Below are 19,077 nucleotides of genomic sequence, written 5' to 3' on the forward strand. Positions count from 1 at the left end.
AAATTATTGAACGCTTAAAAAGGAATTAAATGAGCCAAATGAGTTCATTGCAGTAGAAAAACAAACAATGGCTTCATTTACCATTGTTTCCGTGTTTTTACTAACAAATTTCAGTAGTTTTTTCAGATTATAGGCACAGACAGACATGTGCATTACCTTGTTTGCCTGGCGAATGCCAATGGTGTTGATTTTTCTAAGTCCCATAAACTGGGTTAAGGTTCCGAAAACAGGTTCAGCAGTAGATTGTCGCTTGCCTTTCATGTAGCGACCTAATTTACTTCGGACACGCTTATTGTTTCGCTCATACACATCCACATATAACGTAATTCCAATCTTCTTTTCCTGAATTAATGAAGCTATTAGGGTTAAAAACGGTGCAAATAAGAGCCTCAATTCTATTTTTAAATAAAAGTATTTTCAATTTTTATGCATCCATAAAACAGCTATATTTAAATCCTAATTGGGTAGTATGTTGAGTTTTTAGACAGACTAACTTAGTAACAAGTAAAACGCAAAATAATATTATGAAACAAGAAAAGGAAAATTCAAAACTGATTTTTGCCTTATCAATGCTTTGGGGGTTTTCACTCATTTCTGCGCAATTTATTTATTTTTTTGGCAGTACTGAAGGGCTTGTAAATGCTTTGGATGCAATGATTCCATATACACCTACTTCAGTGGTAATTTTAATGTGTAGTTGGATTGCTGGACGAAGTCTGACAAATGTGCAATTCAATATTAACCTAACAAAGCGAAAATTTATTCTAATTGCAATTCTATGTTTATTCTTTTTCCCAATTGGATTATTCATTTTATTTGGGACAACGAAATATAAAGAATTAGAGAGGTAGGAATACCAGTTGCTACTAAATAGAACTATGAGTGGTCTGCAAGACCCAGCGATGAGTACATGTTAACCTACATTCCGTGTGTAAAGCGATGAAAACCGAGAAATTAGGGCGTACAAATCCAGTCTTCACGAGAATGAAGATTGAAATGGGAAAATCCAAATTATTGTAAAAAGGCGTTCATCAATTGGCGAATAGGGCGACTGGGCGAACGTATTCGAGGGAGTTCCACTACAACCTACGCCGTTTAATCAATATTATTGGCTTAAAAATCCTCATGGAATAGGCAATACAGCAATTATCTTCTTTTCCTGAATTAATGAAGCTGTTAGGGTTAAAAATGGTGCAAATAAGAGCCTCAATTCTATTTTTAAATAAAAGCATTTTCAATTTTTATGCATCCTTAAAACTGCTATATTTAAATCCTAATTGGGTAGTATGTTGAGTTTTTAGACAGACTGCCGTTAGCCAACATAAACTTTAAGACGAAGCAGTTGATAGAGATAAAAATGTATAATACTTTGATTTTAACCCCAATATAGAGAGAAATGAAAAACAGATCTTGTATTTATTCAACAATCAGCATTGCACTTTTTTTACTTTTTGTAACTGGTTGCGAAAAAGATAATGATAGTCCAATAAATCAAACAAATGGAAGGACAAGTGCAATATTTAATCCAAATTTGACATATGGAACGATGACAGATCAGGATGGTAATGAATATAAAACCATTCATGTAAATGGACAGACATGGATGGCTGAAAACCTTCGTACGACAAAATATCGAAATGGGGATAATATTTCTAAAATAGCAAATAATAATGACTGGGTTAGTATAACAACAGGAGCTTATTGTAGTTATAACAACACAGAAAATAGAGATACAATTGCAACTTACGGACTATTATATAATTGGTACACAACATCAGATTCACGCAATTTAGCTCCAGAGGGTTGGCATGTGGCGACAAATACGGACTGGGAATTATTAACTCTTAATCTTGGTGGTGAAGATGTTGCAGCATTCAAATTTAAAGAAATTGGAGAATATCATTGGTATGGTTTTGGTGAATATGCAACAAACGAATCTGGTATGACAATTTTACCAAGTGGATTAAGGAGTCCAAGTGATGGAAACTTCTGTTGTATGGGAGGCAAAGGTATTTATTGGAGTAGTACTCAAGGGGATGATGGATATGCATGGATTATACTATTTGTTAATTCACCCAGAGGCGATTGTGTTCGCGTACTAAATCATATGAATCATGGTTATGCAATACGTTGTGTAAAAGATTAATAAAGAAGGAAATTACGTTGGCTAATAAATAGAACTATGAGCGGTCTGCAAGACTCAGCGATGAGTACATGTTGAACTACATTCCGTGTTGCTTTGGAGTTTCTATGCTTTTATCGACGATTTTTCTTGTATTCTGAAGTATTCAGAGGGGGAGTTTGTATTAATTTGCTGCATCAATCTTCCTAATTTATGGATTTTCAACAGGCTGTACTGTGCAAAAAGCGATAAAAACCGAGAGATTAGGGCGTACAAATCCAGTCTTCATAAGAATGAAGATTGAAATGGGGAAATTCGGATTATTGTAAAAAGGCATAAATCAATTGGCGAATAGGGCGACTGGGCGAACGTATTCGAGGGAGTTCCCCTATAGCCTACGCCGTTTAATCAATATTATTGGCTTAATAACCCTCATGGAATAGGCAATACAGCAATTATCTTCTTTTACTGAATTAATGAAGCTACTAGGGTTAAAAATGGACCAAATAAGAGCCTCAATTCTATTTTTAAATAAAAGCATTTTCAATTTTTATGCATCCTTAAAACAGCTATATTTAAATCCTAATTGGGTAGTATGTTGAGTTTTTAGACAGACTGCCGTTAGGCACAATAAAAATGAAAGACTTAATATACATATCATGTCTCGTTTTGATCATTTCGTTTACAAATTGTCATGATCCGAATAGAATTCGAATTAAACCTGGCATAGGAATCGATGATATTTCATTTGAACATTCCGAACCAGAAGATATATTTAATTATAAAGGGTTGTATTATAGCGTTAGAGAAGGTACAGGTCATGCAGATGGATATGATTTTTCATGTTATGACAATTGGAAAAAATATACATTTGATAATTTGGGAATAACATTTACGTTTTCAACTCCATGCGTTGAAAATCCAGACACTTTTAAGTTGGAGTTCGTAAATATTAGTCTTGTGAATACTCCAAACGCTTACTTAAAGAATGGGATTGGTATTGGAAAATCGAAATATGAAGATGTAATAAAGATTTATGGCAAACCATCTGAAGATTGGGAAAATGAAAGTTTTCTTAGCTATGATTCTCCAAAAATCGATTTTAGTTTTAATGAAGAAGGAATTTTGTATTGGGTGAAAATTTTCAGGAGAAATAAGAAGTCCAAAAAACGTTCTGAAAAGTGAATTACTGTGCCTAACAAAAGTAACTGTTGCACATCCCTCTAATATTTCAAGAATCAAGATTTAAGCTTGCCAAACAGTTGATTTATTTGACTTTTAAGATTCTATTTTTCAAACGTATCGATTTTAGTTTTCAATTTTCGTCTGTTTTAAAAGAAGCCTATCGAAGCGAAATTGACTTGTTATAATAGAAAAACAAACAATGGCTTCATTTACCATTGTTTCCGTGTTTTTTACTAACAAATTTCAGTAGTTTTTTCAGATTATAGGCACAGGCAGACATGTGTATTACCTTGTTTGCCTGGCGAATGCCAATGGTGTTGATTTTTCTAAGTCCCATAAACCGGGTTAAGGTTCCGAAAACAGGTTCAACAGTAGATTGTCGCTTGCCTTTCATGTAGCGGCCTAATTTACTTCGGACACGCTTATTGTTTCGCTCATACTCATCCACATATAACGTAATTCCAATCTTCTTTTCCTGAATTAATGAAGCTATTAGGGTTAAAAACGGTGCAAATAAGAGTCTTAATTCTATTTTTAAATAAATAGTATTTTCAATTTTTATGCATCCTTAAAACAGCTATATTTAAACCCTAATTGGGTAGTATGTTGAGTTTTTAGACAGACTGCCGTTAGGGTGCATAGCCACTTCTTATCAGGAGTTTTTTATTTAAGAGACATAAATAAATTAATATGAATGAAGAGTTAGAAAATTTGTACGATAAATTATATTCAGAAGGACCAACGAAGAATCCTAAGACATTCATTCAGCTCATCAAAAATGATTTAACCGAAATAGATTTACAAGATTATTCAAGTAACCCGAAGCTGGCCAGAGTAGTTGCAGATTATGGAATATGCCTTGCAAAAGAAGGCCATTATAAAAAAGCTTATCCATTTATTGAAAAAGCAATTCAATGGTTCGAAACCGAGGAGACCAATTCCGACTTATGGATAAAACCAATGTATGAAGTATTAATCTTCAATAGAGGTTTCGTTAATTACAAACTCAATAATAAAATAAAAGCAAAGCTTGATTTCAAGACTCTAGTAAAAAGGTTTCCAAATAACAAGCTATATGTGAATTGGCTAAAAGCAGATTCTGTGGTTACATACAGTAGAGTTGAATGGTTTTTCGTTGGCCTCTCGATTATTAGTTTAACTGCTTCATTTATTCTAAAACCTGAAGATGGCTTTATGGACAAGGTTGCTCTTTATACAATGGTAATTGGAATATTGGGAGGGATAATTGTAAGTCAAATAAGAAAAAAGAAATTTAATTAAATACGCACCCTAATAAATAGAACTATGAGTGGTCTGCAAGACCCAGCGATGAGTACATGTTGAACTACATCCCGTGTGTAAAGCGATGAAAACCGAGAGATTAGGGCGTACAAATCTAGTCTTCATGAGAAGGCAGATTGCAATGGGAAAATCCAATGCATCATGTATTCCGATTATTGCACAGTGGCTTGGTTCGATGGGCACGACGAAAGTACAAACGTTACAAGACAAGTATTTGCCGTGCTTATGAGTGGCTTAAACGGATAAAGAAGCAGTTTCCGTATTTATTTTATCATTGGCTGCATTTTTCTATTTAACTTCTAACACGATTTATATACGACAAGAGCCGTATGATGGGCATTACGAAGTAATCATGAACACCATTCTAGAAAATACTCGTGAATAAACTATCACGTACGGTTCTGTGAGAGGCTTAGGGGGAAGTTCCCTTTGCCTACTCGACACAAGACCGTTAGCCACAATTTCAAGATGACATGAGAATTCAATAATCTAGTGCAACATTTTAAAAATAGTAGAGTCCTTGGAGTTGAAAATTATAAAAATTTAATAAAAAGGAAAATTTATGAAAAATATTAGAATAATAAAAACATCAAAAAACTTATTAATTTTAGTTGCAATAATTGTATTAACTGGAATTTATTCATGTAATCAAAGCAAAACAACCTGGCACACAAATTATGGCGGGAATAGTTGAAAACACTTTGTCTCAAAGTAAATTACCAAAATTTTTTAATGAATTAGAAAATTTTTCTGTCAATGACTCTTTAAAACCAGACCCTTACGGTTTAAGGTTGGCATGGTTTCAAAGGGATGAATCTTCATTGTTGCTAGATAAAATCAAGGAATACAATTTTCAAGGAGAAATAGCAGAAAGAATAAGACCCTATATCCCTACTGATTATCCTTTAGAGATTACAAGTAATGTGTATTTTGTATTAACTGGTTGGGAATGGGGCGATGCTATGGTTCGTAAAATCACAAAAACAGATGATTATTATAGAGTTATGGAACAAGGAGAACCGATTATTATTGTTAATCTTTCAATTATTACAAATCTTTATGGTGACGATATAGATACACTTTTAAACGATAATATTTCTCAAACTATAACACATGAGTTATTTCACTTAGTATTTGCAAATTATCAAAGTGTATCTTCCTCTTGGAAAAACAACAGTGATACTACAAAAATCGGACAGTTAGTTGAAATAGTCCAAAATGAAGGCATTGCTCATTACATAAGTCATAATCAAAAGCAAAATCTAATTAAAAACTATAATACTTCAAATGAACTTAAAGAACACGAAGTAGAAGCATTTAAACAATTAGATATTGCTGTTAAACAACTATTAAATCCTGAATTGAGCAATCAAGAAAAAGACAATATTTTAATGAAATCAAATTCAGGAAGATATTGGGATAAATTTGGTGCAATTGCAGGTAAATTTATGGTATACCATATTGAAAAAGAATATGGAGAACAAGCTATTCAAAAAAGCCTTTCAAAAGGAGCATATTATTTCCTTGAATTATATAATAAAGTTCAATCAGAAAATTCAGAATTGCCAATTTTACCTGAAGAATTGAAAGAAAGGATAAAGTATTAAAAATAGTGGCTAATAAATAGAACTATGAGCGGTCTGCAAGACCCAGCGATGAGTACATGTTGAACTACATCCCGTGTGTAAAGCGATGAAAACCTAGAGATTAGGGCGTACAAATCTAGTCTTCATGAGAATGAAGATTGAAATGGGAAAATCCAAATTATTGTAAAAAGGCATAAATCAATTGGCGAATAGGGCGACTTGGCGAACGTATTCGAGGGAGTTCCCCCTTTAACCTATCGCCGTTTAATAAATATTATTGGCTTAAAACCCTCATAGAATAGGCAATACAGCAATTATCTTCTTTTCCTGAATTAATGAAGCTGTTAGGGTTAAAAATGGTGCAAATAAGAGCCTCAATTCTATTTTTAAATAAAAGCATTTTCAAATTTTATGCATCCTTAAAACTGCTATATTTAAATCCTAATTGGGTAGTATGTTGAGTTTTTAGATAGACTGCCGTTGGCAAACATTTATAAGCATGAATAGAATAATTGTAGTTTTCCTATTGAACTTTCTAATGATAAGTGCCTATTCACAGGAATATGGAAAATATAAGATTGGAGAAAGTTTCAATTCAGTTTTTCAGAATCTTGAGAAAGGGAAATTCACAGGAACGGTGAATGGGGTTTTATTTATAAAGGATTCACAAGACAAGGAGATAATTCTTGACTTTCAAGCTGGTAAATCAGAATTGAATGTAGTCAAAGACTCAACAGAAATGTATGATGTAAGTATTAAGGAATATTTAGGTTGGACTACAAGTGGAAAAACTAAAATATTATATTCTACTTATGCTGATGCAAATAAACTATCAATTGAATTGTCTTCTGGAGTTTTTAAAATTGGCACTCATGATGGCGCCAGTGATATGGTGGTAAATGGAATTAATTACCATTATAAGTCAGAATTGCATACAGAATATTTAGTACTTACGATTGAAAAAGATTTGGTACTAGACAATTTTTGGTGGCTTAGGCATCAAGGTGTTTTGCCTAAAAAAGCACATGAATTGAAAAAAGAAATTGTTATTCAAGCAAATTCTGTTATTGTTTTTGCAATGAATAAGAACTAAACGTTTGCTAACACAAGTAACCGTTGCACAACCGATTAATATTTCTAATAAATAAGAAGGAAGCTTTAAAAGTTTGCTAATTAGCGAGCTTTTAAAGCTTCCTTTTTTAGGTTAACAATCCCGAAATTTTAAATTATTGAACGCTTAAAAAGGAATTAAATGAGCCAAATGAGTTCATTGCAGTAGAAAAATAAACAATGGCTTCATTTACCATTGTTTCCGTGTTTTTACTAACAAATTTTAGTAGTTTTTTCAGATTATAGGCACAGGCAGACATGAGCATTACCTTGTTTGCCTGGCGAATACCAATGGTGTTGATTTTTCTAAGTCCCATAAACTGGGTTAAGGTTCCGAAAACAGGTTCAACAGTAGATTGTCGCTTGCCTTTCATGTAGCGACCTAATTTACTTCGGACACGCTTATTGTTTCGCTCATACTCATCCACATATAACGTAATTCCAATCTTCTTTTCCTGAATAATGAAGCTGTTAGAGTTAAAAATAGTGCAAATAAGAGCCTTAATTCTATTTTTAAATAAAAGCATTTTCAATTTTTATGCATCCTTAAAACAGCTATATTTAAATCCTAAACCGTTAGTCTGATGTATTTTTAGATAATTTACCCTTATAGCCCATTAAAATGAAGAATATTATATTAATACTATCACTGGTTTTATATATTAGCCCAATTAAAGCTCAGGAGATGGTTACGTATTATTTGCATCTTCCAATTTCTAAAAATGATACGATAATTTACAAACGGATTATTCAATTTGATAAGAACGATAGTCTATATCATGTCCGAGATTACTATCCAAGTGGTCAAATTCAAATGGAAGGAACCTATAGTTCTTTTGATAAGAGTATCAAAGAAAGTCTCTGGTGTAATTATCATACAAATACAAAAGAAGGTGAATTTAAAGCTTGGTATAAAAATGGACAAATTGAACGCAAAGCCAATTACTCAATGGGATTAAGGGATGGACTTCATGAATATTGGTATTCGAATGGTAGAAGAGAATCAATACAGAATTATTCAAATGGTCAAAAAAATGGAAAATGTATCTGGTGGAACAAGGATGGTTCAGTACAACAGGAATTGATTTTCAAAAAGGGATTAAATCAAAATCAAAAAGACACAAATTACCATTATATAGCATACACGCCCAAAGAATATAATGCCGACACATTAAAAAAATGGCCGTTAATAATTTATCTACACGGGGGGTCAAGTAGAGGTACAGATACGCTTAAGCTTTATTGTTGTGGTATTCCCGACCAAATTTGGAGAAAGCGTGAATTCCCATTTATTATTGTTGCACCACAATGTCCAATTAACCAAAGATGGTCTACTGACAATTGGTTTGAGAACTTTTATAAAGAAATAACGACCAAATACAGAGTAGATACAAATAAAGTTTATCTGACGGGAGTAAGTTTAGGTGGTTCAGGTACATGGTACTTGGCGATAAAATATCCCGAAAAATTTGCAGCCATTGCACCTATGAGTGGATTTACACGCCATATGGATTTCATTATGAGAAATACTGATAATTTAATCAATATTCCTATTTGGGCTTTTCATGGAAAAATAGATAAAGTAGTTGAATTTGAGGATACTGAATGGATTTTTAATAAATTAGAAGGAAAAAATAAAGATTTAAAATTTACAGCAGATCCTGATGCAGATCATGGGATGTACTGGTCGGTATATCCTAAACAGGAACTATATAACTGGTTTTTAAAGCATGACAAACGAACGCGGAATAAGAATTAACAAATGAGTAAACAATTTTATAAATGAGTAAACCTAAAATCAACACACATCTTCTACCACTTGTTTTTCAAACCGTTTTTATTATCAGTTTGGTTTTAATATTTGGTATAAAATCTAATGCTCAGATTGCCATTACTGCCGGAGGTAATTATTCAAACATTAGGAGCAACTTATCTCTTGAAAATACAAAACCAATTACCGGATATAATTTTGGGATATCTGTTCAATATTATCCATTCAAACAAATTGAAAATGTATCTTTTATAAATGAGCTGAATTTCAGTCAAAAAGGATACCAACAAGATTTGGGTGAAAACTTCACCTTCCGGTTTAATTATCTGGCAGTTCCTGTTTTAATAAACTATTCTCCCTTAAAACACTTTTCGGTGCAAGGTGGTGTTGAAATGAGTAAACTAATATCAACCAATGTAGAGCAAGGGAAAAAAACCTATAACCATTTCGACCTGGGATTAGTTTTGGGATTAAGTGCTTTTGCGGGACGAAGTGTGAGTTTTTATTCGAGAGTTACTTATGGCTTAACTCCGATGCTGGACTATTATGCTATTGATGAAATGGGAAATTTCACAGGAGAAATACACGACTTGAAGAATATTTGCTTAAGTATAGGAATCAAATTTGCGATATCAAATGAAAAAATACACTTCCATCATTAAATCATTACTGATATTTGTAGTGCTAATAATGAACTCCTGCAGTGGTGAGTTTATACCTGACCCAATTGACCCCAGACTTCCAAAATACACAGAGGAAGGAAATAATGTAGCGGGTGCTTTTATTAATGATAACACCTGGGAATCTGTTGTGAGCATTGGTTTTCCTAATGGACAACACGATGCACCATCGTTTGCTGCTTATCGGGTAAGTGATAGTCTTGTTATTAGGTTCTATGGAAATACTTCTAGTGAAAGAGCCAACATTGAATTTCATTTGACTGGCTTAGATATAAACAAGTTTGAAGATTTGCTCCAGCTAAAAGGCAGAAAGATACAAATGGATGGATTCAAAAATGTTGCTTATTATATCAATAATTTTGATTCCTCAATTTATACTGACAAAGGAATTGGACAGATTTATTTTAAGAGTGTGATTATAAATGAAGCATCATCCAGTTTGATACTATCCGGGACATTTGGATTTTCAGTAAATGCTTCCTATGATGAGATTACAAAAATTTCTTATGGTAGATTTGATTATAGGATCACGGAAAGTTCAAATTTTCATTTGGAATAAATAATGCATTGGACTAAATCGAAAATATCAATAATGGCCATAGTGGCCGTTACTTCCTTTATGGGAACTTTTCTCATATCATCGGTAAGCATCGCTTTGCCTGCTATTGAAAAAAGTTTCGGTTTGGATGCGGTGGAACTTAGTTGGGTGGTAACTGTTTTTCTACTTGCAACAGCCATGTTTTTATTACCCATAGGCCGTTGGGGGGATCTTAAAGGTATTCGACGACTTTTTAAATTGGGCGTGATCCTATTCACACTGTCTTCCTTAGCATGCGGATTATCCGGATCGGGCTTTTGGCTTATCTTTTTTCGTTATATACAGGGGATTGGTTCCGCACTTAGCACCACCACAGGGCCAGCTATTCTGGTATTGGCGTTTTTGCCACAAAATAGGGGACAGGTATTAGGTATTGCGGTTTCTTCTGTTTATTTGGGGCTTGCATTTGGTCCTTTTGCAGGTGGTTTTTTGACTGAGTTTCTTGGATGGAGATACATATTTTTTGTAGCATTCGCAATGGGAGTCGTAACCACTGTAATGGCATTTCTTTTCCTGGGGAAAGATGAAATTTCTGAAGCTAAAGACAAAAAAACAGATTTAAAAGGAACCTTCTTTTATATGCTTGGACTTGTGGCATTGGTTTATGGATCTTCATTCATTCCCTCAGTATCGGGATGGTTTATGCTTGTGGGTGGCATAGCAGCTCTTATAATTTTCTGGATACTGGAAAACAAGTCGACAATGCCAGTAATAGAAACAAAGTTGTTTACCCGTAATCGCTTGTTTGCCTATTCAAACCTTGCTGCACTTATCAATTACAGCGCTACCTTCGCTATTATTTTTTTACTAAGCTTATACCTGCAAAAGATACAGGAACTGTCGCCACAAGATGCAGGGATGGTATTAATTGCTCAACCTATCGTGATGGCTCTGTTTTCGCCGCTGGCAGGCCGACTTTCTGATCGAATACAGTCAAGGTATCTTGCTACTTTGGGAATGGCTATGTGTACACTGGGGCTAGTCAGTTTTGTATTTCTTTCTCCAACAACTCCTGTTTGGGGTATCGTATTTATTTTGATATGGGTTGGACTCGGATTTGCATTTTTCTCTTCCCCAAACATGAACACTATCATGAGTTCTGTAAATAAAAACCAGTACGGTCTTGCTTCGGGATCAGCTGCCACAATGCGGGTGATTGGCCAAATTATAAGTATGACTATTGCTACTCTTTTCTTTGCTGCAATGTTTGTCAATCAGGCTATTGAAGTGGTGCCAAATTCTATATTTATGAAGGCTATGAAATGGAGTTTTATTAGTTTCTCACTAATAAGTGTTGCCGGGATATATTTTTCGTACAATCGGGGAAAAATGAACAGGGAAGAGGTTTCAGATTAAATTGGAGTTTGAACTTAGGAACTAAAATAAGGCTTTGCATATTATACGATACTTATTTCATAAGACTTCTAAAGGATTTTTGTTCTCTAATCAAATTCAGTGAAGCTAATAGGTTTGAATTAATGATCGTTCCCGATCATCGATACAAAACTTATTTCTCTTCTTTTTCTTCATAATAAAAAACTCCAAATGTTGTGTCTAACATTTGGAGTGCAGTTCAGAATCTTGCGATACTTTAATATCAGTTATTCTGTTTAAAATTTAAATCGCAAGGCCACATATGGCATAACCGAATTATCAGCCTTATAGGAACCGTCGTTTTGTTGATTCCAAGTCCAGCGATAATCCATTCCGGTAATCAAAACAGGTGTGATTTTGTAGGCAAAACGAAGCATTGCCAGCGAGTTATTATCGAAATGGAAAGTATCTCCAAAGTCAACCAAGTTAGCTTTGGTATAGTATCCTTCAATAATGATTTTATCGAATAAATCTTTGGTGCGCAAATTTAATTGCAGGGTAGCAGGAGTAGCCTCGGTAACATTATCGGGCAATAACAAATTACCACCAACCACTATCTTATCGAGGATAGAAGCAGTAATCGAACCGTAAATACCTTGTTTGCTGGAAGCATCTCCTAGAGCAAGGATTTTAGCATCTTTATTCACTTCGTATATCGCATCGAAAAATTGAGGAAGGTAATTATCGGTATACCACAAGCGTTCGATTCTGGAGTTTAAGCGGAATAAATTACCGATAACATTCATATTGGCATTTAAACCAAAGCCCATTCCTTTTCCGGCTCCATAGTTTTGGCTAGGGGCATTCATTTGCTGATAAGCTGCTAGTGAATCTGATTTAACTTTTGCCAATTTACTGAAATGGGTGTAAGCAGTTAGGTTGATAATTCTGGAGTTGATCAAACGAATTCCCATATCCAAACCATAAGCTTTGATACCATCGGAAAGAAATTCATTTTTTCCACTTTCTGAATCAAAACGAATCGTTTGATCCTGATCGGTAATATAGGTCATACCTAATTCTAAAGTCTTCAAAACAGGAATGCCACTAGCACCCATAGGGCGTACATAAGGTCTGATGGCAAAAAGATTAAAGGATGCCGTGTTGAAATCGCTGTACATTCCTTCGATACCAACTATCTTCTTCACGCAGATGTCATAGCTCAATCCTACTTTACGTTTTTCGAAGCTGGGGGAGTTGCTGTAGTTATTCAGCAGACTACCAAATCCGATAGATTCTCCTTGTAATTGTCCCAGTTTAAGGTAAACAGGATCTTTCTTTTTTCTTCCAAGTCTCACATAGCTTATTAATCTTAGAACGCCAGTACCATTCTTAAATTCATCGCTGTATAGTTCACCAGATTGGAGGTTAAAGTAGACGGGAATATCGAAACCTAATCCTACTTTACCAAAATTCAATTCCGGTTGAAGTCGCAATCCTGCGTAGTTTTCACCACCAATACGTGCAAACGCAAAGGCACCTGTGAACAGGCTAATCGAATCGTTACTGCTTAGATTGGTAAATGAGTTGTCTAATCCGGGATAAGAATTATCGTTTTGAGCATTTGCATTTCCTGTAAAAAGAAAAAAGATCAAAAGAATTAGGCCGAGGAGATTTTGTAGTTTTTTCATTAGTTTGTTTATAGATTAAGATATAGGTAATCCGAAAACATGCAGGATTACCCTATATTTGTAGGTACAGTTTTTTTAGTGTATTTGGTAAATGTTTTGAAGTTAAAAGCTTAACTAATCACACTCCAGTTGATTTTTGCTTTGTTTAGACGTTTCACCTGTTTTGCAAGTGTGAAATTTTCTTGTTTTTCAAGTAGCGGATCCTCGTCCAGGATTTCCTGGGCAACATCTCTTGCATATTGTAAAAGCTGCCCATCTTTTCCTAAGTTGGCAATTTTAAGATCGTAAGAAATTCCACTTTGCTGAGTTCCTTCAATATCTCCTGGTCCGCGTAGTTTTAAATCTACCTCGGCAATTTCAAATCCATCATTAGTACGTACCATGGTTTCGATACGCTTTCGTGATTCGTTTGAAATCTTGTACGACGACATCAATATACAATATGATTGATCGGCACCACGTCCAACACGGCCGCGCAGCTGATGCAACTGCGAGAGACCGAATCTTTCGGTACTTTCAATCACCATAACCGATGCATTGGGAACATTCATGCCCACTTCAATTACTGTTGTGGCGACTAATATTTGTGTTTCCCCGCTGGCAAATCGCTGCATTTCCTCCTCTTTTTCGGCTGCTTTCATTTTGCCATGAACCATGCTGATTCCATATTTCTCTTTTGGAAAAAACTGAGTTACATTTTCGTAGCCTTCCTCCAGATTCTTGTAATCCATTTTCTCCGATTCTTTAATCATTGGGTAAACCATATAGATTTGTCTTCCCAAATCGATCTGTTTTTTCATGAATTCGTAAACCTGCTTTCTTCTCTTTTCAAAATAATGCACAGTCTGAATTGGTTTTCGTCCGGGAGGCAATTCATCAATTACTGATACTTCCAAGTCACCATACAACGTCATTGCCAGAGTTCTGGGAATAGGAGTTGCAGTCATCACTAGCACATGTGGTGGAAGGTGGTTTTTTTTCCAGAGACGTGCACGTTGAGCTACCCCAAAACGATGCTGTTCGTCGATAATTACGAGTCCCAGATTTTTGAATTGTACGATATTTTCGAGTAAGGCATGTGTGCCTATTAATATTTGAAGCTTTCCACTCAAGAGATCTTCATGTATCTTTTTTCGATCTTTTTGCTTGGTGGATCCGGTGAGCAATGCCACATTAATATTGATGCCTTTTAGAAATTCACGAATGGTTTCCAGGTGTTGCGTAGCCAAAATCTCGGTTGGCGCCATCAAACAAGCCTGACAGTTATTGTCCAATGCCATCAGCATGCACATCAATCCTACTAGTGTTTTGCCACTTCCTACATCACCCTGCAGCAATCGACTCATTTGTTTTCCCGAACCAACATCTTTCCTAATCTCCTTAATTACTTTTTTTTGGGCATTGGTTAATTCAAATGGCAGATTATTCTGATAAAACAAATTGAAGTTTTCCCCTATCTTTTCAAACACATGTCCCTGATAAAGCACTTTTCGCTTCATCTTCATCTTAAGTATGTTGAGCTGTATATAAAACAACTCCTCGAACTTTAGGCGATATTGAGCCTTTTTAAGGATATCTGTGTTTTGTGGAAAATGAATTTGAAGTAAGGCCTCGTGAAGATTTATTAATCCTAGTTTTTTTAGTAACAGAGCGGGTAATGTTTCCGGTATTTTGCCATTTAGCGATTGAAGAACATTTTCCTGAAGCTTCTGAATTGCTTTAGAATTCAGGTAATGGTTCTTCATTTTTTCGGTAGTAAGATAAAAGGCCTGTAAGGAAGCATTTATCTTGGATTTTTTCTCTTCTACCAATTCCAGTTCGGGATGTACTACATTTACTTTGCGGTTGAATTCTGAAGGTTTTCCAAAGACGATATATTCTGTATTTGGCTTTAGACTTTTTTGGATGTACTTAATTCCCTTGAACCAAACCAATTCCATCATCCCGTTCCCATCCGTGAAATAAGCAACCAATCTTTGCTGTCTTTTCTCACCAATCACCTCAATGGAGGTAATTTCGCCCTTTACTTGTATGTATGGTAATTTGGAATGGATTTCGCTTATTTTATAGTATTTGGTTCTATCAATATATTTATAAGGAAAATGATAAAGGAGATCTTCATAACTATAAATAGAAAGTTCCTGGTTTAAAAGGGAGGCTCTTTTGGAACCTACTCCTGATAAAAATTTAATGTCAAGTCCCGCTAATTCCGACATGCTTTACATTGATGGATTAATAGAAGAAAAAAATACTTCAATTTGATTATACGAATCAAATAATTTTTTTTGGAAAGACAATGTCTTCGTGCATATATAATAAAAAAAATCAACATTAAGGAAGCTTATATATTATCCTTCAGAATTTGATGAAATACGAATTAACAATTAAATTCGCCATTCAACGTCTAATACTTCTATGAGCAAAGCAAAATATCAATTAAAAAAACGTTTGTATCGATTAAAATCTATTCGTAGAAGGAGAGGTTTTGGTATTCATTCGCCATTTGTTTTCCATTTGGTTACGAATGTAATTAGTGCAAAGCTAAATTATCCGGCCTTGGATAATATGCATGCTATTCGAAAGCAGACAATTGATTTCCTGAAAAATGAATTGCAGAAGGATAGCTTTGGAACTGATGTTAGCGGAAAACTTGAAAAGGAAATTGAACGAATAAAAAAGGAAGAGGCATTAGACCGACTTATATTTAGGGTGATGAATTTTAGTCATCCAAAACGTCCGGTATTTATGGGTTCTGAATTAGGCTTTACAGCTGGGTATATGGCAAAAGTAGATGCTGAAATACCGCTACAATGGATTGGAAATGATGTGCCTTTGACTCTTTTTCAGGATATTATTTTGAATAAGTGGTTTGTGGATAATATTGTTTTTGTATCTATTACCGAAATAAATGAATTAAAAGAAATCGATTTTATTGTCTTGTCTGATTCCTGTTCTCCTGAATTAATCGAAGAATTGGTGCAAAACCCAGCAAATATTTTAGCAGAAAATTCCTTCATGATAATAAAAAACATTCATAAAAATGAAAGAATGAGTAAACTTTGGGCGGAATGCATTCAATGGAAGCATTTTGCTATAAGTCTGGATTTATTTGAGCTTGGAATTTTGATTGCCAGAAGAGGAATGCGAAAGAATGATTATGTTATAAAATATCGCTTTTAACTCTTTGAAAATTATCACAAAATTTTATCTTTGTTATAGCTTAAATATCTGGTTAGATTTTAGTAATCAGTATCGGCTCAAAATATACAAACAATGAATAAGTTTAAAGTTTATACGAAAACCGGAGATAAAGGAACTACAGGACTGATTGGAGGTACTCGAGTCCCAAAACATCATCTAAGATTAGAGGCTTATGGGACTGTTGATGAGTTAAATTCCTATATCGGGGTAATTCGTTCTCATGAAATTGAAGAAAGATCTAAAGAAATATTGAATGTGATTCAGAATAAGCTTTTTTTAATAGGATCGCATTTAGCTACCGACGATAGCAAATCAGATTTAAAAGAGAAATTAATCATTCAGGAAGAAGATATATTACTACTAGAAAAAGAAATGGATCGCATGGATGAAGCATTGCCGGAACTAAATAATTTTGTCCTGCCAGGAGGAAGCGTGGTAAATGGATTTTGTCATATTGCCAGAACCGTTTGTCGAAGGGCCGAACGTCGTGCGAATCAACTAGCTGCAAATATTGACATAAATCCATTATTACTCAAGTATTTAAATCGTCTTTCTGATTATTTATTTGTGCTGTCACGTAAGGTTTTACTGGATGTAGGGGCTTCTGAAATAAAATGGGAGTCAGACTTGTAAATTCGGAAAAAAAAATTATATTCGCAGGATATTAAAAGAACCTAAAATTTTTTGAACATATGTATTGGACACTAGAATTAGCCACTAAACTTGAAGATGCTCCCTGGCCAGCCAGTAAGGATGAATTGATTGATTTTGCAATCCGCTCTGGAGCACCATTGGAAGTAATAGAGAATTTGCAGGAAATTGAAGAAGAGGGTGAAGTATTTGAAAGTATCGAAGATATTTGGCCTGATTATCCAAGTAAAGGAGATTTTTTATTCAACGAAGATGAATACTAAAAATAAAAAATGGGATTTAATTTAAATCCCATTTTTTATGTCTTTATTTTTTTAAAATCATTTGCGAAGTGATGGGTACGTGTTCCTCCCAATTAAATATATCTTCCTTAGTTTTTGGTTGATAATCCTCCATCCATTTAAAATCTTTTAAGAAAAGCATTTCTTTTTTGACCTCAAATAATGGATACATATGGCCATCAGGTTTTTTAATAAAGATGATCTGATCAATTTTATTATCCTTCATTAATATAGTAATATCACTACTTTTAGCCACATTCATTCCCATGATAATTCCGTTGTCCTTAGGATAGTATAGGGTTTCTCCATTACCGTCAATATCCAATTTGAAAAGTTTATTATCTTTTACATGCCCCAACATGTTTTTGCCTTTAATTTGGTTGTATAAGTTACTGTCTTGCTTGGAGGTGATAAAGGAGGATCCTCGAAAGCGAATATATTTTAGTGCATTATTTTGGGTTTCCAGCTTTATTGTATCTGCCACCATTTGGTTTTCCTGAGCCCAAAGAATCGGGTCTTTAAATAATCTAAATGTGGAATCCTGGGTTGTATAAACAAGAGAATCGCATTTGGCCTGAAGGTCGGTTCTGAATATTTTTACATGATGAAAGGCTTTAATCCTGTCAAAACCTAAGCTGTCTTTATTAAAGTGCAAGGTGTCAGCATGCAGATATAAGGAATCTAACCCACTAATCTGAATAAAAAGAGCGGAATCTGTAACCAAAGCTTCTTCCTGGTTTTTAAAAGTTTCTACAAAATTGCCCTTGATGATCAAATCATTAACGGTATCCCGCATCTCTACATTATTGTATATTTTGGCAAGTTCTTCATTTCTATTCAGGTAAATGCTATCACCTTTAATTTGATATGCTTTACTGTTAAGCGTTGTGTTTTTAAAGAATTGAGAGATATTGGTTTCGGTATTATACCAACCATCCTCAGAATATAAGGTCTCTTTTTTGCCCACGATGTTTGTAGGTCCCAGGATAAATGCTGTTTTACTTACTGTATTGTATTTTAGTGTATCTGAATATAAGATGTAATCATTACTTATCACTTTTACGCTATCCTTAAAAAACAAAAGATCTTCCCGAGTGTAATATCTGCCTATATCACTGGTAAGGATATTTGTGGAATCAATAATTTGGCCACCATTGTAGTAGTAGCCCATATTTTGGTTCATATCAAAATCCAGAAATTGAGTGCTTATGGTTACTGATTTATTCTTCAGCTTCACATTTTTTCTCATTTCGGCAAGTTTGGTATTGCCGTTATAGTTCAAATAATCGCCATAGATATGCACTGTATCAGCATTGATTATATGAACTTTGCCAAAGGCTTCAATTCTGTTTTCTGATTCATATTGATTAACACTATCACAATACATTTTAATATTGTCATGAATGATATATACATGTCCCCAAAATACATTAACCGGTGGAATTGCATTCCTGTGGAATTCGAGTTGATCAGAATTTTTTATCAGCACTTTAGACTTTTTCTGTGCGAAGGAATTCAAATTTAACAAGGCAGTAAATACTGCTATTAATAAAACCAATTTATATCGTTTTGCTATACAAAGCAT

19 protein-coding genes are annotated in these 19,077 nt (G+C 34.3%); 13 read left to right on the forward strand and 6 right to left on the reverse strand.

The annotated features are described in order from the left end of the window. Window positions 1-3: 3 nt before the first annotated feature. Window positions 4-393: a transposase gene (locus tag DLK05_RS17545; RefSeq protein WP_209319874.1), complete on the reverse strand. Its 390-nt coding sequence runs from the start codon at window positions 391-393 to the stop codon at window positions 4-6. Between the two features lie 131 nt (window positions 394-524). On the opposite strand from DLK05_RS17545, the gene DLK05_RS12945 reads away from it, so the two are divergent. The 3 genes from DLK05_RS12945 (at window position 525) to DLK05_RS12955 (ending at window position 3,307) form a co-directional block, all read left to right on the forward strand. Next, window positions 525-851 (forward strand): hypothetical protein, encoded by a 327-nt coding sequence (locus DLK05_RS12945; protein WP_127344430.1) that lies wholly within the window; start codon window positions 525-527, stop codon window positions 849-851. Window positions 852-1,396: 545 nt separating this feature from the next. After that, window positions 1,397-2,146, forward strand: a complete 750-nt coding sequence (locus tag DLK05_RS12950; protein ID WP_127344431.1) for a fibrobacter succinogenes major paralogous domain-containing protein — start codon at window positions 1,397-1,399, stop codon at window positions 2,144-2,146. 612 nt (window positions 2,147-2,758) lie between these two features. After that, a complete protein-coding gene (locus tag DLK05_RS12955; RefSeq protein ID WP_127344432.1) occupies window positions 2,759-3,307 on the forward strand; it encodes a hypothetical protein in 549 nt (182 codons plus the stop codon). 205 nt (window positions 3,308-3,512) lie between these two features. Here the strand turns inward: DLK05_RS12955 and DLK05_RS12960 are convergent, their stop codons facing one another. Beyond that, the gene (locus DLK05_RS12960) at window positions 3,513-3,755 is read right to left on the reverse strand and encodes a transposase (RefSeq protein ID WP_127344433.1); all 243 of its coding nucleotides are present in this window, start codon (window positions 3,753-3,755) and stop codon (window positions 3,513-3,515) included. A 242-nt stretch (window positions 3,756-3,997) separates the two neighbouring features. Between DLK05_RS12960 and DLK05_RS12965 the strand changes: the two genes are divergently transcribed. The 3 genes from DLK05_RS12965 to DLK05_RS12975 all read left to right on the forward strand — a co-directional run bounded on the left by DLK05_RS12965 (window position 3,998) and on the right by DLK05_RS12975 (window position 7,288). Continuing rightward, on the forward strand, window positions 3,998-4,588 hold the full coding sequence (locus DLK05_RS12965) for a tetratricopeptide repeat protein (protein WP_127344434.1): 591 nt from the start codon (window positions 3,998-4,000) through the stop codon (window positions 4,586-4,588). Window positions 4,589-5,286: 698 nt separating this feature from the next. Further along, entirely contained in the window at window positions 5,287-6,216 is a 930-nt protein-coding gene (locus DLK05_RS12970) for a DUF5700 domain-containing putative Zn-dependent protease (protein ID WP_127344435.1), read from the forward strand. A gap of 478 nt (window positions 6,217-6,694) precedes the next feature. Beyond that, window positions 6,695-7,288 carry a hypothetical protein gene (locus DLK05_RS12975; RefSeq protein ID WP_127344436.1) on the forward strand — a complete coding sequence of 198 codons (594 nt, stop codon included), beginning with the start codon at window positions 6,695-6,697 and terminating at the stop codon, window positions 7,286-7,288. A gap of 133 nt (window positions 7,289-7,421) precedes the next feature. On the opposite strand, the gene DLK05_RS17550 is transcribed toward DLK05_RS12975, so the two are convergent. Further along, window positions 7,422-7,832 (reverse strand): transposase, encoded by a 411-nt coding sequence (locus tag DLK05_RS17550; RefSeq protein WP_209319875.1) that lies wholly within the window; start codon window positions 7,830-7,832, stop codon window positions 7,422-7,424. Between the two features lie 95 nt (window positions 7,833-7,927). On the opposite strand from DLK05_RS17550, the gene DLK05_RS12985 reads away from it, so the two are divergent. Genes DLK05_RS12985 through DLK05_RS13000 form a run of 4 tightly spaced genes read left to right on the forward strand, consistent with a single transcriptional unit; the run spans window position 7,928 to window position 11,710 of the window. Beyond that, complete coding sequence (locus DLK05_RS12985) at window positions 7,928-9,064, forward strand: alpha/beta hydrolase-fold protein (RefSeq protein WP_127344437.1); 1,137 nt, start codon at window positions 7,928-7,930, stop codon at window positions 9,062-9,064. 23 nt (window positions 9,065-9,087) lie between these two features. Continuing rightward, the gene (locus DLK05_RS12990) at window positions 9,088-9,738 is read left to right on the forward strand and encodes an outer membrane beta-barrel protein (protein ID WP_127344438.1); all 651 of its coding nucleotides are present in this window, start codon (window positions 9,088-9,090) and stop codon (window positions 9,736-9,738) included. Then, window positions 9,713-10,315 carry a Riean_0653 family protein gene (locus DLK05_RS12995; protein ID WP_127344439.1) on the forward strand — a complete coding sequence of 201 codons (603 nt, stop codon included), beginning with the start codon at window positions 9,713-9,715 and terminating at the stop codon, window positions 10,313-10,315. The genes DLK05_RS12990 and DLK05_RS12995 overlap by 26 nt, the downstream gene beginning before the upstream one ends. A gap of 33 nt (window positions 10,316-10,348) precedes the next feature. Next, a complete protein-coding gene (locus tag DLK05_RS13000; RefSeq protein WP_235832003.1) occupies window positions 10,349-11,710 on the forward strand; it encodes an MFS transporter in 1,362 nt (453 codons plus the stop codon). A gap of 254 nt (window positions 11,711-11,964) precedes the next feature. Here the strand turns inward: DLK05_RS13000 and DLK05_RS13005 are convergent, their stop codons facing one another. Both DLK05_RS13005 and recG read right to left on the reverse strand, forming a co-directional pair. Further along, entirely contained in the window at window positions 11,965-13,359 is a 1,395-nt protein-coding gene (locus tag DLK05_RS13005) for a hypothetical protein (protein WP_127344441.1), read from the reverse strand. Between the two features lie 110 nt (window positions 13,360-13,469). Next, entirely contained in the window at window positions 13,470-15,575 is a 2,106-nt protein-coding gene (gene recG, locus DLK05_RS13010; protein ID WP_127344442.1) for an ATP-dependent DNA helicase RecG, read from the reverse strand. A 199-nt stretch (window positions 15,576-15,774) separates the two neighbouring features. Here recG and DLK05_RS13015 point away from each other — a divergent pair, with 199 nt between their 5' ends. The 3 genes from DLK05_RS13015 (at window position 15,775) to DLK05_RS13025 (ending at window position 17,474) form a co-directional block, all read left to right on the forward strand. Continuing rightward, window positions 15,775-16,539, forward strand: a complete 765-nt coding sequence (locus DLK05_RS13015; RefSeq protein ID WP_127344443.1) for a hypothetical protein — start codon at window positions 15,775-15,777, stop codon at window positions 16,537-16,539. Window positions 16,540-16,632: 93 nt separating this feature from the next. Next, a complete protein-coding gene (locus tag DLK05_RS13020) occupies window positions 16,633-17,193 on the forward strand; it encodes a cob(I)yrinic acid a,c-diamide adenosyltransferase (RefSeq protein ID WP_127344444.1) in 561 nt (186 codons plus the stop codon). A gap of 59 nt (window positions 17,194-17,252) precedes the next feature. Continuing rightward, entirely contained in the window at window positions 17,253-17,474 is a 222-nt protein-coding gene (locus DLK05_RS13025; protein WP_127344445.1) for a DUF2795 domain-containing protein, read from the forward strand. 43 nt (window positions 17,475-17,517) lie between these two features. Here DLK05_RS13025 and DLK05_RS13030 read toward each other — a convergent pair whose 3' ends face one another. Further along, window positions 17,518-19,077: an OstA-like protein gene (locus tag DLK05_RS13030; protein WP_127344446.1), complete on the reverse strand. Its 1,560-nt coding sequence runs from the start codon at window positions 19,075-19,077 to the stop codon at window positions 17,518-17,520.

Origin of the sequence: Ancylomarina longa (assembly GCF_003996985.1) — a bacterium.
In the GTDB taxonomy this organism is placed as follows: Bacteria; Bacteroidota; Bacteroidia; order Bacteroidales; family Marinifilaceae; genus Ancylomarina_A; species Ancylomarina_A longa.